At 72.3% G+C, this 15,246-nt stretch carries 17 protein-coding genes; 11 read left to right on the top strand and 6 right to left on the bottom strand.

Annotated elements, in window-relative coordinates; all coding sequences use genetic code 11:
- The first annotated feature begins 173 nt into the window (after positions 1 to 173).
- From RT2_RS08700 to RT2_RS08715, 4 genes are read left to right on the top strand one after another with little or no spacing between them, the layout of a single operon-like run.
- The gene (locus RT2_RS08700; protein ID WP_072844599.1) at positions 174 to 518 is read left to right on the top strand and encodes a rhodanese-like domain-containing protein; all 345 of its coding nucleotides are present in this window, start codon (positions 174 to 176) and stop codon (positions 516 to 518) included.
- Positions 519 to 1,529, top strand: coding sequence for a DUF4328 domain-containing protein (locus RT2_RS08705; protein WP_083577210.1), 1,011 nt, complete (start codon positions 519 to 521; stop codon positions 1,527 to 1,529). It abuts the gene before it with no gap.
- On the top strand, positions 1,526 to 2,290 hold the full coding sequence (locus tag RT2_RS08710) for a glycerophosphodiester phosphodiesterase (RefSeq protein WP_072844376.1): 765 nt from the start codon (positions 1,526 to 1,528) through the stop codon (positions 2,288 to 2,290). The genes RT2_RS08705 and RT2_RS08710 overlap by 4 nt, the downstream gene beginning before the upstream one ends.
- A 23-nt stretch (positions 2,291 to 2,313) precedes the next feature.
- A complete protein-coding gene (locus RT2_RS08715) occupies positions 2,314 to 3,228 on the top strand; it encodes a DUF5926 family protein (protein ID WP_072844378.1) in 915 nt (304 codons plus the stop codon).
- Positions 3,229 to 3,317: 89 nt separating this feature from the next.
- Here RT2_RS08715 and RT2_RS08720 read toward each other — a convergent pair whose 3' ends face one another.
- Positions 3,318 to 3,776 (bottom strand): carboxymuconolactone decarboxylase family protein, encoded by a 459-nt coding sequence (locus RT2_RS08720; protein WP_072844380.1) that lies wholly within the window; start codon positions 3,774 to 3,776, stop codon positions 3,318 to 3,320.
- A 50-nt stretch (positions 3,777 to 3,826) separates the two neighbouring features.
- Between RT2_RS08720 and pdxR the strand changes: the two genes are divergently transcribed.
- A complete protein-coding gene (pdxR, locus tag RT2_RS08725; protein ID WP_217635563.1) occupies positions 3,827 to 5,251 on the top strand; it encodes a MocR-like pyridoxine biosynthesis transcription factor PdxR in 1,425 nt (474 codons plus the stop codon).
- Here the strand turns inward: pdxR and RT2_RS08730 are convergent.
- Both RT2_RS08730 and RT2_RS08735 read right to left on the bottom strand, forming a co-directional pair.
- A complete protein-coding gene (locus RT2_RS08730) occupies positions 5,248 to 5,796 on the bottom strand; it encodes a ferritin (protein ID WP_072844384.1) in 549 nt (182 codons plus the stop codon). The genes pdxR and RT2_RS08730 overlap by 4 nt on opposite strands.
- Positions 5,797 to 5,959: 163 nt before the next feature.
- Positions 5,960 to 6,502, bottom strand: a complete 543-nt coding sequence (locus RT2_RS08735; protein WP_072844600.1) for a ferritin — start codon at positions 6,500 to 6,502, stop codon at positions 5,960 to 5,962.
- A 163-nt stretch (positions 6,503 to 6,665) separates the two neighbouring features.
- Here RT2_RS08735 and RT2_RS08740 point away from each other — a divergent pair, with 163 nt between their 5' ends.
- Positions 6,666 to 7,523: a TIGR03619 family F420-dependent LLM class oxidoreductase gene (locus tag RT2_RS08740; RefSeq protein WP_072844386.1), complete on the top strand. Its 858-nt coding sequence runs from the start codon at positions 6,666 to 6,668 to the stop codon at positions 7,521 to 7,523.
- Positions 7,524 to 7,548: 25 nt separating this feature from the next.
- On the opposite strand, the gene RT2_RS08745 is transcribed toward RT2_RS08740, so the two are convergent.
- The 3 genes from RT2_RS08745 to RT2_RS08755 all read right to left on the bottom strand — a co-directional run bounded on the left by RT2_RS08745 (position 7,549) and on the right by RT2_RS08755 (position 10,654).
- Positions 7,549 to 8,784, bottom strand: a complete 1,236-nt coding sequence (locus RT2_RS08745; RefSeq protein ID WP_072844388.1) for an LCP family protein — start codon at positions 8,782 to 8,784, stop codon at positions 7,549 to 7,551.
- Between the two features lie 234 nt (positions 8,785 to 9,018).
- Positions 9,019 to 9,831, bottom strand: a complete 813-nt coding sequence (locus RT2_RS08750; protein ID WP_072844601.1) for a CPBP family intramembrane glutamic endopeptidase — start codon at positions 9,829 to 9,831, stop codon at positions 9,019 to 9,021.
- Between the two features lie 37 nt (positions 9,832 to 9,868).
- Positions 9,869 to 10,654: a DUF2470 domain-containing protein gene (locus RT2_RS08755; protein ID WP_072844390.1), complete on the bottom strand. Its 786-nt coding sequence runs from the start codon at positions 10,652 to 10,654 to the stop codon at positions 9,869 to 9,871.
- A gap of 108 nt (positions 10,655 to 10,762) precedes the next feature.
- Here RT2_RS08755 and RT2_RS08760 point away from each other — a divergent pair, with 108 nt between their 5' ends.
- The 5 genes from RT2_RS08760 (at position 10,763) to RT2_RS08780 (ending at position 15,232) form a co-directional block, all read left to right on the top strand.
- On the top strand, positions 10,763 to 11,497 hold the full coding sequence (locus RT2_RS08760) for a hypothetical protein (protein ID WP_072844392.1): 735 nt from the start codon (positions 10,763 to 10,765) through the stop codon (positions 11,495 to 11,497).
- A gap of 16 nt (positions 11,498 to 11,513) precedes the next feature.
- Positions 11,514 to 12,434 (top strand): prephenate dehydratase, encoded by a 921-nt coding sequence (gene pheA, locus RT2_RS08765; protein WP_072844394.1) that lies wholly within the window; start codon positions 11,514 to 11,516, stop codon positions 12,432 to 12,434.
- Position 12,435: 1 nt separating this feature from the next.
- Positions 12,436 to 13,101, top strand: a complete 666-nt coding sequence (locus tag RT2_RS08770; protein ID WP_072844396.1) for a histidine phosphatase family protein — start codon at positions 12,436 to 12,438, stop codon at positions 13,099 to 13,101.
- Positions 13,102 to 13,195: 94 nt separating this feature from the next.
- Positions 13,196 to 13,810, top strand: coding sequence for a TetR/AcrR family transcriptional regulator (locus RT2_RS08775; RefSeq protein ID WP_072844398.1), 615 nt, complete (start codon positions 13,196 to 13,198; stop codon positions 13,808 to 13,810).
- A gap of 186 nt (positions 13,811 to 13,996) precedes the next feature.
- Positions 13,997 to 15,232: a lipase family protein gene (locus tag RT2_RS08780; RefSeq protein ID WP_092775751.1), complete on the top strand. Its 1,236-nt coding sequence runs from the start codon at positions 13,997 to 13,999 to the stop codon at positions 15,230 to 15,232.
- The last annotated feature ends 14 nt before the right edge of the window (positions 15,233 to 15,246 follow it).

Below are 15,246 nucleotides of genomic sequence, written 5' to 3' on the forward strand. Positions count from 1 at the left end.
AGCCTGTGGAAACTGTGGATAACTCGGTGGACAACCTGTGGCCTGAGTCACATATTTCGCAAATGTCATGGTAGACCCTGTGGATATCCCCGTCTCGGGTTGATCCCCAGGGTGTGCACAACCTTCTCGGAGTCGGCCGCCGCGGCCGCCGCGAACGTGACAAGATCGACTGTGTGAGCTTTGGTGACGTGCCCTCTGTCGAGGTGGGCGAGGTGCCCGCGGATCCCTACGACGCCGCGGTCCTGTTGGACGTGCGCGAGGACTACGAGTGGGCGGACGGTCATGCGCCCGGCGCGTTGCACATCCCGATGGTCGACGTCCCCGCCCGACTGGACGAGATCGACATCGACGCCGAGGTGTACGTGGTGTGCCGGCAGGGTGGTCGGTCGATCCAGGTGGTCGCGTACCTCAACCAGATCGGTTACGACGCCGTGAACGTCTCCGGCGGGATGGTCGCCTGGCAGCACACCGGGCGGCCGCTCACCGCGGACGACGGCCGCTCGGCGAAGATCTACTAGATGAGCGCCGTCCAGGTCTGTGTCCGGTGCGCTGCCCGATGGCCGGTGGCCGGCCGGCCATCGCAGTGGTGCCCGCGCTGCCACGGGGTGCTGCTGTCCCCGACCGACCCGGCCCGCCCCGAGCCGCCGTCGCGGCGCAACTTCCGCTGGGTCGCCCGCCGTCCCGGCGCGGCGGCCCGGCGACCCGCGGCGGGGGCCGGGCAGGGGGCGGCCGACCCCTCGCCGCCGTCGTACCGCGAGATGCCCCGGTGGGGCCTGCTGGACCCGCCGCCCGTCGAGCCCGAGGAGCCCGGGTACGGGCGTCAGGAGCGGATGGCCGACCTGGCCCCGACGCTGCTCGTCACCGCCGCCGTGCTGTTCGCGGTGGCCGCCCTGGCCGAGCTCTTCCGCTACGGCCTGCTGCTGCGCAACCGGACCACCCTGATCGACCCGACCGTCCTCGCGGTGTCGGACGGACTGGTCGGCGCGGCCGGCGTGATGGCGCCGCTGCTGGCGCTGGCCGCGGCCGCGGCCTCGGTGGCGTGGTTGCTGCGGACCCGCGCCGCCGGTTACGCCGCGGCCGGTCGGAGCGATCCGCGTCGGCCCGCGTGGCTGGTCGCCGGCTGCCTGGTGCCCGGGGTGAACCTGGTGCTGCCCGGGGTGTACCTGCACGAGATATCCGACCGGAACCCCAAGACCCGGAACCTGATTCGGCTGTGGTGGGGGCTGTGGGCGAGCAGTGGCGTGCTGCTGGCGGCGAACCTGCTGTGGCGGTCGCACGACTCCGTGCAGGCACAGGCCAACGGGGTGCTGCTGGCCGCACTCGGTGACGTGGTGGCCGCCGCGGTAGCGGTCGCGACGCTGGCGGTGATGCGCCGCGTGGACGGGCTCGATCTCGCCGGGCGGCCGCGGACCCTGACCCGCTGGGTGGTCGCGGTGCCCGAGGCGTCGCCGGCCGACGGCGTCGCGGCGCCGGACGATGCACCACCCGTCGCGGCCGAACCGGTCCTGGCGGAAGCGGGCGCGCGGTGAGCCCGGACCGGCGTGGCCCCCTCGTCGTCGCGCACCGCGGCGCGTCGGCCGCCCGGCCCGAGCACACCCTCGCCGCGTACGAACTCGCCCTCGAACAGGGCGCCGACGGGCTCGAGTGCGACGTCCGGCTCACCCGGGACGGCCACCTCGTGTGCGTGCACGACCGCCGGGTGGACCGCACCTCCTCCGGCACCGGGCTGGTCAGTGAGATGACGCTGCAGCACCTCAACGCGCTGGACTTCGGCACCGACGGCGAACCAGCCGGGCTGCTGACCCTCGCGGAGCTGATCACCCTGGTCCTCGACTTCCGCGACCGGCCGACCAAGCTGTTCATCGAGACCAAGCACCCGGTCCGGTACGGGGGCCTGGTGGAGAGCAAGCTGCTGGCCGAGCTGTCCCGGTTCGGGCTGTCCGCGCCCGCGTCGGCGAGCCACTCGCGGGCCGTGGTGATGTCCTTCTCGGCGAGTGCGGTGTGGCGGGTCCGGCGGGCGGCGCCGCTGCTGCCGACGGTGCTGCTCGGCGAGGCGTCGCGCTACCTGGGCGGCGGCGCGGCGACCACCGTCGGCGCCACCGCCGTCGGCCCGTCGATCAAGTCCCTGCGCGAACACCCCGAGTTGGTGGACCGGGCCGCGGCGTCGGGCCGGGCCACCTACTGCTGGACCGTCGACGAGCGCGAGGACGTGGAATTGTGCCGCGACCTCGGGGTCGGCTGGATCGCCACCAACCATCCGGGCCGTACCAAGGAGTGGCTCGCGCGGTAACACGGGCGTGTAGGTTTCCGGACGTGGGTAAGAGCAAAAGAAACAGTGGTCCGAAGCCCGACAGCAACCGCGCGGCCAAGCTCGCCGAGCGGCGCGCCGCCCAGGAGAGCGCCGCGGCGACAGTGGTGTCCCGGCCGTTCGAGGGCCTGGCCGCCGAGTGCGATCTCGTCGCGATGCGCGAGTTCGTCCCGTCCGCGACCGCGCCGTTGCCGATGACCGGTGCCGACCGCGCCGTCGTGGTCGCGACCGTGCTGCCCGGCGCCGTTGCAGCCCTGGTCCGGGACGAGACGGACTCCGCCACCGGCTTCGTCGGCATGCAGGTGCAGGCGCACTCCGCGGACCTCGGGGCCGACCTCGTGGCCGCCGCGTCGTGGGCGGCCACCGCCACGCCCGGCGAGTCGCTCACCGCCGCGACCGTCGGCGCCGACGGCCCGCGCCTGGCCGACGTGATCGATGCGGGCGCGGCCCTCGACATCACCGTGTACCAGGACTTCAACTGGTGGATCCCGGAGGGCGTCACGCCGGCACCGGAGGTCGCCGCTACCGTCGAGCGGGCCAACGAGGTGATCATGCCGTCCGCGCGTCTCGACGCCGACGGCGTGGTCGCGGCCTGGTGGGTCGACGCCGGCGAGAAGGCCCACCTGCGCTGGGTGCGCCCCGAGGACGAGGACCAGCTGATGCTGGCGCTGGCCCGGGTGCACGCGTCCGGCGGACTGCACCTCGGTGAGGGCTCGCGCTACGCGGGTTCGTTCCGGACGCACGGCCTGCTGGTGCCGGTGTTCGACCTCGACCGCGAGAAGCACGCCCAGGAATGGGCCTCGGCCACCGCGGAACTCGGCGACCGCCTCGCGCAGGCGCTGGCCGTCGACGCCCCGCTGACCTCGGAGGAGCGGCGCAGTCGCGACGGCCTGCGCGGTCGCCAGATCACGCTCCGCTGACCCGACACCACGAAAGCCCGACGGGCGCCGCTACGTCCTCCGACGCGCGGCGCCCGTCGTGCTTTCCGCACGGTGCCGTCCGGCCGCCCTCAGCGGATCGGGGGCGTGCGCCGGGTGGTGACCGCGATCCGGTTCCAGGCGTTGATGGTGAGGACGAGGCCGATCAGCTGCGCGAGCTGGCCGTCGTCGAAGTGGGCCGCGGCCCGGTTGTAGACGTCGTCGGGCACGAAGCCGTCCGTCAGGACCGTCACGGCCTCGGTGAGGGCGAGCGCGGCCCGCTCCTGCTCCGTGAACAGGCCCGGCACCTCCTCCCACGCGTTGAGGAGGAAGAGCTTCTGCTCGCTGACGCCGACCTTCCGGGCGTCCGCGGTGTGCATGTCGATGCACCACGCACAGTGGTTGATCTGGGAGGCGCGGGTGAGCACAAGCTCGGCGAGGGCCGGGTCGACGCCCTTCCTGGCCGCGGCGTCCAGGGCGATCATCGCCTGGTAGACCTCGGGGGCGTTCTTGAAGAAGTTGACACGCTGCGGGTGCTCGGGTGTGGTCATGGATTCGACTGTAGGCGCGGAATGGTCCGTCCGAATGGTTCAATCTGCGAGTGAAATCATGGGCCAATTCCGGGCTGGACCTGCATCTGGACCTCCGCGGCCGGGGCGGCGTTCGCTCCGCGCTGACCGCCGCCCTCCGCGAGGGCATCAGGTCGGGCCGGCTGGCTCCGGGAGCCGCGCTGCCACCGTCGCGAGCCCTGGCCGCGGACCTCGGGGTCGCCCGTAACACGGTGGCGGACGCGTATACCGAACTCGTCGCCGAGGGCTGGCTCACCGCCCGGCAGGGCTCGGGCACCCGGGTGGCACCGCGCGCGGTCACCACGCCGGCCGGGGGAACCCGCCGACCTGTCGCGGCCCCGTTGCCGGTGCACAACCTGATGCCGGGCTCACCCGACCCCGCCTCGTTTCCCCGCGCCGCCTGGATCGCCTCCACCAGGCGTGCGCTGACCGCGGCGCCGAGCGAGGCATTCGGCCCGGGCGATCCCCGGGGCCGCCCGGAGTTGCGAATTGCCTTGGCGGACTACCTGTCCCGGGCGCGCGGGGTGCAGGCAGACCCCGACCGGACAGTCGTGTGTGCGGGCACCGCCCACGCGCTGACGTTGATCGGGTCCGTGCTGGCCCGGTCCCCTGCGGTGGTGCAGGCCGGGTCGGGCACCGTCGCCGTCGAGTCGTACGGGCTGCACGTGCACCGCGGCCTGCTCGCCGAGGCGGGCCTGCGCACGGTGCCGTTGACCGTGGACGAGAACGGGGCCAGGGTCGGGGAACTGGTGTCGTCGGGGGCAGCCGCGGTGCTGCTCACGCCGGCCCACCAGTTCCCGATCGGCGGGCCGCTGCACCCGGAACGCCGTGCGGCGGTGATGGACTGGGCGCGCACCGTCGACGGACTGGTGCTCGAGGACGACTACGACGGGGAGTTCCGTTACGACCGGCAGCCGGTGGGCGCGATGCAGGATCTCGACCCCGACCGGGTGGCGTACCTCGGTTCGGTCAGCAAGAGCCTGTCGCCGGCGTTGCGGCTGGGCTGGATGGTGCTGCCCGACCGGCTCGTGGACCGGGTGGTCGAGGCCAAGGGCGTCTGGGAGCGGTGGGTGAGCGTGCCGGACCAGTTGGCGCTCGCCGACTTCCTGGCGAGCGGCGCCTACGACCGGCAGGTCCGACTGATGCGGGCACGCTATCGCGGTCGCCGCGACCGACTGGTGGCGATGCTCGCCGAACGGGCACCGGCGGTGCGGCTGTCGGGCATCGCGGCCGGGTTGCACGCCGTCGTCGACCTGCCGCCCGGCAGTGAGCGGCGCGTGCTGGCGGCCGCGGCCGCGGCGGGCCTCGCGTTGGGGCCACTGTCGCAACTGCGGCACCCGGACGCCACCACCCCGCCGCGGGACGGGGTGGTGGTCGGCTACGGCGCGTCACCGGAGAACGCCTTCGCGAGCGCCCTCGAGGTGCTGTGCCGGGTGCTGGCGACGGCCGGGGTCTAGATCGTCCCGCCGGCGGCGGACGGCGCGCCGGCGGCGTCCTTCGGGCTGCTCATCTCGCGGGCGACGAAGTTCTCGAGGTCGAACAGGTTGCTGCCGGCGCGGTCCGCGATGGCGAGCAGGGTGGTCATCGAGGCGACCTCCTCGACCTGCTCCTTGAGGAACCACTGCATGAACTGCTCGCCGAGGTAGTCGCCCTCCTCGCGGGCGGTGCTCGCGAGCTGGATGATCTGCTCGGTGACCGCCCGCTCCTGCTGCAGGGCCAGCGCGATCGGCTCGCGGGTGTCCGCGAACCGCGACTTGGCGTTGTCGACGCCCGTCATTTCCACCGTGATTTCCCGGTCCAGGAAGTACTGGACGATCATCATCGCGTGATTGCGTTCCTCCACCGCCTGCGAGTAGAAATGCTTGGCGAGCTGAGGCAGATCCGAATTGTCGTAGTAAACCGCGGTCGCGATGTACTGGTGCGACGCGTTGAATTCGTTGCGAATCTGGTCGTGGAGCAACGCGTGGAACTTGGACCTGTCAGTCTCTGTGGAATTCGCCATCGGGCGACGATATAGCTGGTCAGGGTGAAGTGTCATCCAAGTCGAACCTTATTGAGGGAAGTATTCCCTAATTAAGTTCGTCCTTAATTATGTGAGCCTTATTTGTGGGCGATTCGAATGACGTCGCCTGGTCAGGCCGCTGTCGCCTCGACTTCGCGAGGGGTCAGATGCCGCCGCCGGCGGGCCGCGGTGCCATGCCGTCCTTCGGCGGGGTCGAGTTCATCTCGCGGGCGACGAATTCCTCGACGTTGAACAGGTTGTCGCCCGCCCGGTCGACGATGGCGAGCAGGGTGGTCATCGAGGCGACCTCCTCGACCTGCTCCTTGAGGAACCACTGCATGAACTGTTCGCCGAGGTAGTCGCCGGTGTCGCGGGCGGTGCGCGCGAGCTTGGTGACCTGGTCGGTGACGCCACGCTCCTGGTTCAGCGCGAGTTCGACCGGCTCCCGGACCGAGCCGAAGTCGGTGATCACCTCGTCGATCCCGGGGATCTTGATCTCGAGGTCGTTGTCGAGGAGGTACTGGATCATCATCATCGCGTGGTTGCGTTCTTCGGTCGCCTGCTTGTAGAAGCGCCCGGCGAGCTGAGGGAGGTCATTTCCGTCGAAGTACACCGCGACCGCTACGTACTGCTGCGAGGCCGTGAATTCGTTGCGAATCTGTTCGCGGAGGAGATCGTGGAATTCGCTGCGCTCTCGGGTGGTCATGGCGCACAGATTACCGCCGGACGGCCGCCCGTCGGTGGACCGGTCGCGGAAGGTGGTGCACGCCACCGCGTCCCGGCCGAGGGGACGACCGGCGCCGCGATCGCGGTTCCGGTGGGTGGGACGGGCGCGTGATGGGCCGCGGGCCGGCAACCAGTCTGGGGTCATGAAGTTCTCACTGGCCGTGGCCATGATCCCGCTGGACCAGCTGGTGCCGTTGGCGCGGACGGCGGAGCAGTGCGGGTTCTCCGCCGTCGCGCTCCCGGACTCGTTGTTCTTCGCCGAGAAGGCGTCGGTCGACTACCCGTACACGGCGGACGGGTCGCGCATGTGGGACGGCGAGACCCCCTTCGTCGATCCGCTGATCGCCGCGGCCGCGATGGGCGCGGTCACGTCGACGATCGCGTTCCGGACCAACGTGCTCAAGCTCGGCTCGCGTAACCCGCTGCTTCTGGCGCGGCAGGTCGGGTCGGTCGCGAACCTGACCGGCGGCCGTTTCGAACTCGGCATCGGCGTCGGTTGGGCGCCGGAAGAGTTCGAATGGTGCGGGGTGCCGTACCGGAGGCGCGGTGCCCGCGTCGACGAGATGGTCGAGGTGCTGACGAAGGTGCTCGCCGGCGGGATGGTCGAACACCACGGCGAGTTCTTCGACTTCGACCGGCTGCAGATCAGCCCGGCGCCCGGGCGCCGGGTGCCGCTGTACGTCGGCGGGCACTCGGCGCCGGCGCTGGCCCGGGCGGCGCGCGTCGGCGACGGCTGGACCTCGGCTCTCATGCCGTTCGAGGAACTCGCCGCCACGATCGTGAGGCTCGGCGAGCTGCGCGCCGAGTTCGGTACCGCGGACCGGCCGTTCGAGGTCCAGGCGTCCGGGGTCGCCACGCACGGTTACGTCGAGCTGGCCGCCGTCGGCGTCACCGACGTGACCGTCATGCCGTGGGCGATGCGCGGGCTGCCGATGGACTGCCCGCTCGAGGCGAAGCAGGACGCGGTGCGGGCGTTCGCTGCCGAACACGTCGCACCCTGACACGCGGCCAACGACCTCAGGGACCTCAGGGGCCCGAGGTCAACAGTTCGGGCGGGACCGGCCGGTCGTTCGCGAGGGCCTCGAAGAACTGCGATGCCCGCGCGCGGTCCCACAACAGCACGTTGCCGGAGCCGTCGACGTCCTCGAACCCGCCGACCGGGACGGTGGTGGTGACCAGGTCACCGCGCATCGCCCAGGCCAGCCCAGCGAGGTTCCACAGGTGGTCGCCCTCGTCGACCTGGAACGAACCCGCGGTCTCGGTCACCATCGGCCACAGTCGCAGCGGGTTGAGCAGGGTGGTCAGTCCGGTGGCCTTCTTCAGCAACGCCGCCATGAACAGCCGCTGGTTGTTCATCCGGTCCAGGTCGGCCATCGGCGTCGCGCGAGTGCGCACGAAGCCGAGTGCCTGGGCGCCGGTCAGGTCCTGGCAGCCGGCCTGCAGGTTGATCCCGGCGAGCGGGTCGTCGATCGGGTACGGCACGCACAGGTTCACCCCGCCGATCGCGTCGACGATGCCGGCGAAACCGCCGAAGCCGATCTCCGCGTAGTGGTCCATCCGCAGCCCGGTGGCCTCCTCGACGGTCTGGACCAGCAGTTGCGGCCCGCCGAGCGAGAACGACGCGTTGAGCTTGTCGCGGCCGTATCCGGGGATCGGCACGTAGGAGTCGCGCGGGAGGGACACCATGGTCGCGGCGCCGCTCTCGGGGATGTGCACCACCATGATCGTGTCGGTGCGGCTGCCGCCCAGTTCCGGACTCTCGCCGCCGGTGGCGAGCTTCTGTTCCTGTTCCGGCGTCAGGCCGGCCCGGCTGTCGGAGCCGACGAGCAGCCAGTTGGTGCCCGGGGTGTCGGCGATCCGACCCGGGTAGCCGGCGAGTGCGTCGATCCGGTTCAGCCCGCGGTCGAGGTAGAGCACGGAACCGCCGACAAGCAGCACCAGGGCCAGCAGGACGAGACCGATGCGGCGCCCCCAGTGCGGCGGCCGTCGGCGCGCCCGCGCGGGATTCGGCGGCCGCTGCGGCGGGACCGGCGGCGCGGGCTGGTCGCGACGCGGGGGTGGTGGTACCGGGGTGCCCGGTCGACCCGGCTGCCCGGACTCACCGGGGTGGCGCTGCGGCGTCTGCGTCGGGGCGTACGCCGACCCGGCGGCCGGTCGGTAGGCGTGGGTCTGCTGCGGCGGCGGGCCCGCCGGGCGACCGCCGGCCGCCGGCTGTGACCAGGCCTGTGGGGGCTGCGCGCTGCGTCCGTCGCGCCGGATCACCTGGGTGCCCTCGGGTCCGGGGTCTGCCGGGGTGCCACGGTACGGCGGCTGGGGACGGGGCGGCTGGGCGCGGGGCGGCGGGTAGCTCGGCGGCGGGTAGTTCGGCGGGGGGTTTCGGCGCGGCGGCTGGTTCGGCGGCATCTGCGGGCGCGGGGCTCCGGCGCGACCCGCGTGGGGGTCGCGGGGGTCTCGCTGCTGGGGACGGTCGCCGTTCACGTGAAACGACTCTACGGGTCAGGGCAGCCAGGACACGTGGCCACGCAGCGCGGTGTACCCGACGAACGCGACCGCGTCGATCAGCCAGTGCGCGACGACCAGCGGCCACAGCCGGCCGGTCTTCTGCCAGTAGCGGCCGAACACCAGGCCCATCACCACGTTCCCCAGCCCGCCGCCGAGGCCCTGGTAGAGGTGGTAGCTGCCGCGCAGCACCGCGGACGCGAGCAGCGAGCGGTTCTCGCTCCAGCCGAGCCGTCGCAGCCGCGAGATCAGGTACGCGACGACCAGTACTTCCTCGGCGGCGGAGTTGGCGAACGCCCACGCCACCAGCGCGGGCAGCCGCCACCAGTGGTCGTCGATGGTGCTGGGCACGACGGTGAGGTTGGCGCCGAGGGCGTTCGCCACCAGGTACAGCGCCAGGCCGGGCAGCCCGATCAGCGCCGCGAGCCCGACGCCGGGCAGCAGGTCGCGTCGCCAGTCCGGACGGGCGGGCAGGCCGATCCGGGCGGGGCCGAGGCCGCTGCGCCAGAGCAGGTAAAGCCCGAGTGCGGCCCACGCACACAGCTTGGCGATGCCGAGCAACTGTCGGCCGAGGTCGATCCAGCCGACGGTGGACTGGGTGACGTTGAGCGCGACGGTCTGGTCGGAGAGGACGCCGGGGGCGAGGGCGTCCTCGGTCAGCGACAGGATGCCGGACAGCCCGCTGAGCCCGAAGGTGACGAGCAGGACGACGGTTATCTCGAACCACAGCGCCCGTCGCTGCTCGGGCGTCGGCGCGGGCTCCGACGGAGCGGGGGCGTTCGGCCGCAGCCATTCGTCGAGCCTGGTCACCCGGGCCACGGTAGCCGACCGAGGCCGGCCGGCCGGTTCAGTGCCGGGCGCGCAGGCCGTTGACGAAGGGGCAGCCGACGAGCAGTCGCAGGGCCCGGCTCAGCGCGGCGGCGTCGTCGACCGGGTCGCCGAAGGAGAGTCGGACGTCGTTGTCGGCGCCGCCACCCTCGGCGCCGGTGTCCTCCACCCGCAACCGGATGCCGTACCGGTCCAGGCCGAGCGGCCGGACGCGGCCGCCGCGCAGGTGCCGGGGCAGCCGTCGGGCGAGCAGGTCCACCAGTTCGCCGTGGTCGGCCTCGAGGTGTTCGAGCCAGTGGTCCTCGATCTCCCAGAACGGGTCGGGGCGGGCCGCGAGCAGGTCGTCCAGCGGGACCGGTTCGGCGCCGTGACTGTCCGCGACGACGGCGGAGTCCAGTACCAGGCGCAGCAGGGTGGTGGTGTGCCCGACGTCGAGCAGTCCGGGGTCGGGGTGGTCGGTGGCAACGGCGGCGGCGAGCGCGCGGGAGGCCTCCGGGGGCACGGAGTGCAGTGCGCCGCGCAGCCAGACCAGCGAGCGCACCGGTTCCCGCAGGGAGAGCGGCGCCCGGTCGGTGAGTTCGAGGACGGCCGGCAGCCCGGCCCGGGAGGCCTGCCACGCCAGCGCGGTGGCGGCGGAGTCGGTGGGGACGGTGAGCACGACGTCGCCGCCCGCCCGCAGGTGCTGGACCGGCACGACGACCGGGTCGCTGCCGTCGATGGCGAGGACCGCCTGGTGCGCGCGGGCGCAGGCGCTGCGCACCCGCTCCGCGGTCGACGGGCCAAGCGTGATCTCTGGCGTGCTCATCGGCGGGATCCCTTCGGTTACCGGCATCACAGTAGGTTAGCCATGCCTAAGTTACGGGAGGGTGGCCGCGGAACGCAAGGGCCGTCGCCGCCGATTACCGTTGGGGGCGTGTCCACCCTGCTCACGCTGCAACCGCCTGCCCCGCGCGACCCGGAACCGCCCTTTGCCGGGCTGCTCTTCGAGGTCTGCGCCGACGTCGACGCCGTCCGGGCCCGCCGCCGCGGCGTCCTGTTCGGGCCGCCGGTGATCGCGGCAGGGGCCCTGCTGGCGGCGCCGGGCCAGGTTCCCGACGAGCCGGTCTGCGTGCGCCTGGACGCCGACCCGGACCTGCTTCCCGCCTCGCCGCCACGGCCATCGCGCTTCGAGATCGACTGCAGCGCAGATCAACTCGACGACGTCGTCGCCCTCGCCCAGGGGGACCCGAAGCCCCTGCCCGCCCGGCTCGTGGTCTTCGTCGAACGCGGAGACCAGTCCCGCGGTTGGGCCGCCGAGTCCGCGGCGCGGATCGCCGACGCCGGGGCGCACCCCGGGCTCGACGTGGGTGCCGCCGCCGAGGACGTCGCCGACTTCCTCGCCGTCCTTGCGCACTCGGACGCCGGCTTCGTGGCCCGGGCCCGCACCGGCACCGAGGTGGTGGCGGTGCTCGCGGCCACGGTGGCGGCGCTGCGCGGCGACGACATCGCCGCCGCCTTCGCCGCGGCCGACCCGGTTCCGGTGGCCGCGCTCAGCCCCGCCGCGGCCGCGGCCGTGCGCGAGGTGCTGGTCGGTGTCGCCGTCGACGACGCGACGGAGGCCGAGTCGTACCTCTTCGAGCATGGGATTGCGGCAGACCTGAAGGGCTGAACAGTAGCCTGGACCCGTGCCACGCATCGCTTACTTCGGACCATCCGGGACCTTCACCGAGATGGCTCTGGCCAAGTTCGAGAAGGACGGTGCCTTCGACGGCCCGGTCGAGCGCATCGCCGCCCCGAGTCCGCCCGCGGCCCTCGACCGCGTCCGCGACGGCGTCGTCGACGCGGCGGTCGTGCCGATCGAGAGCTCGGTGGAGGGGCCGGTCCCGCCCACCATGGATGCGCTGGCGTCGGGGGAGCGGCTGCAGATCGTCGCCGAGACCGAGCTCGACGTGCGCTTCACCATCGTCGGCCGGCCTGGCACCACGCTCGACCAGGTGCGCACGATCCGGGCCTACCCCGTCGCCTCGGCCCAGGTGCGGCTCTGGCTCGAACGGAACCTGCCGGACGTGCGGCTCGAGTCCGCGTCCTCGAACGCCGGCGCCGCGGAGGACGTGGCCGCGGGCCTGGCCGACGCGGCGGTCTCCACCGCGCTGGCCGGCGAGCGGCTGGGTCTGAGCGTGCTGGCCGCCTCGGTCGCCGACGTCGACGGCGCCCGCACCAGGTTCGTCCTGGTCACCCGGCCCGCGCCGCCCCCCGCGCCGACCGGGGCCGACCGCACCGCGGTGGTGCTGCAGCTCAGCAACGAGCCCGGCTCCCTGGTCGGTGCAATGTCCGAATTCTCCACTCGTGGAATCGATCTCACCCGGATTGAGTCCCGGCCGACGCGCATCGAGTTCGGCACCTACCGGTTCTTCCTGGACTGCATCGGGCATCTCGAGGACGCGGCCGTCGCGGAGGCGCTCAAGGCCCTGCACCGCAAGCACACGGTCCGGTTCCTCGGGTCGTGGCCGGCGGCGACGCCGGGTGGGCAGCCTCCGCCGTCGGACGAGGAGGCGAGTCAGTGGCTGCGCCGGATCGGCGCGGGCGAACCGGACGGGGAGCAGTGACATGGCGGGCAAGCTGATCCTGGTCCGGCACGGCCAGACTGAGGCCAACGTGGGCCTGCGGCTGGACACCCGGCTGCCCGGAGCCCGGCTCACCGAGGTCGGCGAGGGGCAGGCGCGGGAGTTCGGCAGTCGGCTCGTCGGTACCTCGCCGCTGGCCGTGGTGGCCTCGGAGGCGTTGCGCGCCAGGCAGACCGCTCGGTGGGTCGAGCGGGCGTCGGGCGTCGCGGTGCAGGTGCGCGAGGGGATTCACGAGGCCCAGGCGGGTGACCTCGAGGACCGGGCCGACCGCGCCTCCCACGAGCTGTTCGCCAAGGTCTTCCACGCCTGGCATGCCGGCGACCTGGCGGCGAGGATCCCCGGCGGCGAGTCCGGCGAGGACGTCCTCGAGCGCTACGTCCCGGTGCTGAGCGCGCTGCGCCGGGAGTTCCTCGAGGCGCCCGGCGCCGGGGGCGACGTGCTGGTGGTCAGCCACGGCGCGGCGATCCGGCTGGTGGCCGGGTACCTCGCCGGGATGGACGGCACGTTCTCCGCGCGCACCCACCTGGACAACACCCAGACCGTCGAGCTGGTGCCGACCGCCGGCGGCGGCTGGCAGTGTGTGCGCTGGGGCGCAGTGCTGCCCCCGTTCGATCTCGCCCCCGTGGTGCCCGACGATCCCATGGGCTGACCGCTCGGCGCGCCTGTCATGCGTTTGACCGACGGGGGTGCCGCCGGTCGGGTCAAGCGGACCATTCGGGCAGGTCGATGCGTATTCTGAAGCGGTGACGGAGCGAGTTGACAAGCGCACCCTGCGATACGCAGGGCGGCGTGAGGAGCTGCTCGCGGCGGTCACCGACTACGTGATCGCGAACGGCGTCGGCGAGCAGTCGATCCGGCCGCTGGCGCAGGCGGCCGGGGTCTCGCACGCGTCGCTGCTCAACCACTTCGGCAGCAAGGAAGAGTTGCTCAGCGCGGTCGTGGAGAACCTCCGGCAAGGGTCGATCCCGATGGCGCTGGGCACGGAGGGCGACGACCCGGTGGAGCTGCTCAAGCGGTGGTGGGCTGCCCGCACCACACCTGAGGCACTGCCCCGGTTCCGGCTGATGTTCGAGATCTACGCGCAGGCGTTGCTGGATCCGGCGCGCTTCGAGCAGTTCCTCGAACACTTCGTCGGCGAGTGGCTGGCCGCGCTCGAGGTGGGGTTGCGCCGCGCGGACTGCCCGCCGGACCGGGTGGCCGACACGGCAACCCTGATCCTCGCCCAGGTCCGCGGGCTGCTGCTGGACCTGCTGGCCACCGGTGATCGGGACCGTGTTGACCGGGCGTTCCTGTTGTTCGCCGACACCATCGACATCTACGTCCGTTCCTGGCAGTCAGCCGGGCGAAAGGTCGACTGACTCCCGCCACGTGGCGGGCTACCGGAGTCCGCGCTCGGTGAGGGCGGCACGAATCGACGCCGGTCCTCGACCAGCTTGTTCCGTGGACCCGGGCGATGAGGTCCGTGCGCGACGCCGCGCTCGTGTCGGCCTGAGTTCGGTTGCGCTGCCCGGAGCGATTGATTGACCAGACGGTAGGTCTAACTTATGGTCGGTGTGCCCGGTCCGCAAGGTGACCGGGCGCACACTCGTGAGGAGATCAAGTTGACCCGTCGTCTACGCGCCGCGCTCGTGAGCACGGGCCTGTGCCTGGCCGTCGCGGCAGGTTTGGCTGCCCCGGCCGCCGCCGCGCCCGTCGCCGCTGACCGGCCGGGCACGGTCACGTCGGTCCAGGACCAGCCGGCCGACCGGCAGCTGCCGGGTGCCGCGAAGTCCTCGCTGGTGACGTACTGGTCGCAGGGGCCGCAGGACAGGCCGATGCTCAGTACCGGGACCGTTTACCTGCCGCAGGGCACGGCACCGGAGGGCGGCTGGCCGGTCATCTCCTTCGCCCACGGCACCACCGGTGTGGCGGACCAGTGCGCCCCGTCGGCCAACCCGCTGAACGAGCGCAGCGTCCGGTCCTACAGGCATTGGCTGGACCAGGGATACGCCGTCGTGGCCACCGACTACGTCGGCCTCGGCACCGCGGGCGTGCATCCCTACCTGGACGGTCGCTCCGCCGCGCACAGCGTCGTCGACATGGTGCGGGCCGCTCGTTCCGTCGAGCCGGCCCTCTCGTCCAAGTGGGTCGCGATGGGCCAGTCCCAGGGCGGCCAGGCGACGATGTTCGCCGCGAACCTCGCGACCTCGTACGCGCCGGAGCTCGACTACCTCGGCGCCGTCGCCACCGGGGTGCCGTCGAACATCGAGAACCTGCTGCCGCTCGGCGGCCCGGCGTTCCCGAAGCTGCCGCTCAAGGGCACCACCGTGTACATGGCCAACGCGCTCGACGGCCTGCGTGCGGCCCGACCGGACGTCGACGTCGACTCGTACCTGAGCCCGCTCGGTCGCACCATCCTCGACGACGTCGAGAACAACATCTGCTACGCGGAGGCCCGTACCAAGTACGCCGACGTCTCGCTGGGTCAGTTGCTGTCCAGGTCGATCGACACGCCGGCCTTCACGGCCGCGGCGCGCAAGATCCTCACCGTGCCTACGGCGGGCTACGACCGGCCGGTCTTCATCGGCCAGGGCCTGAACGACATCGACGTCCCGGCCCCGCTGACGCTGAAGCTGGCCGCCGACCTCGCGGCGAACAACGTCGACCTCGCGTTCCGCACCTACCCGACCGACCACCTCGGGACGGTGCCGGCGTCGGAGGCGGACAGCACGCCGTTCGTCGCCGCGCTCTTTGCCGGCGAGAAGCCGTGCACGGGTATCTCCTGCTCCGGTTCCAGCTAGTCGATGGCCCTGGT

The sequence above is a fragment of the Rhodococcus tukisamuensis NBRC 100609 genome (genome assembly GCF_001894985.1).
In the GTDB taxonomy this organism is placed as follows: Bacteria; Actinomycetota; Actinomycetes; order Mycobacteriales; family Mycobacteriaceae; genus Rhodococcus_G; species Rhodococcus_G tukisamuensis.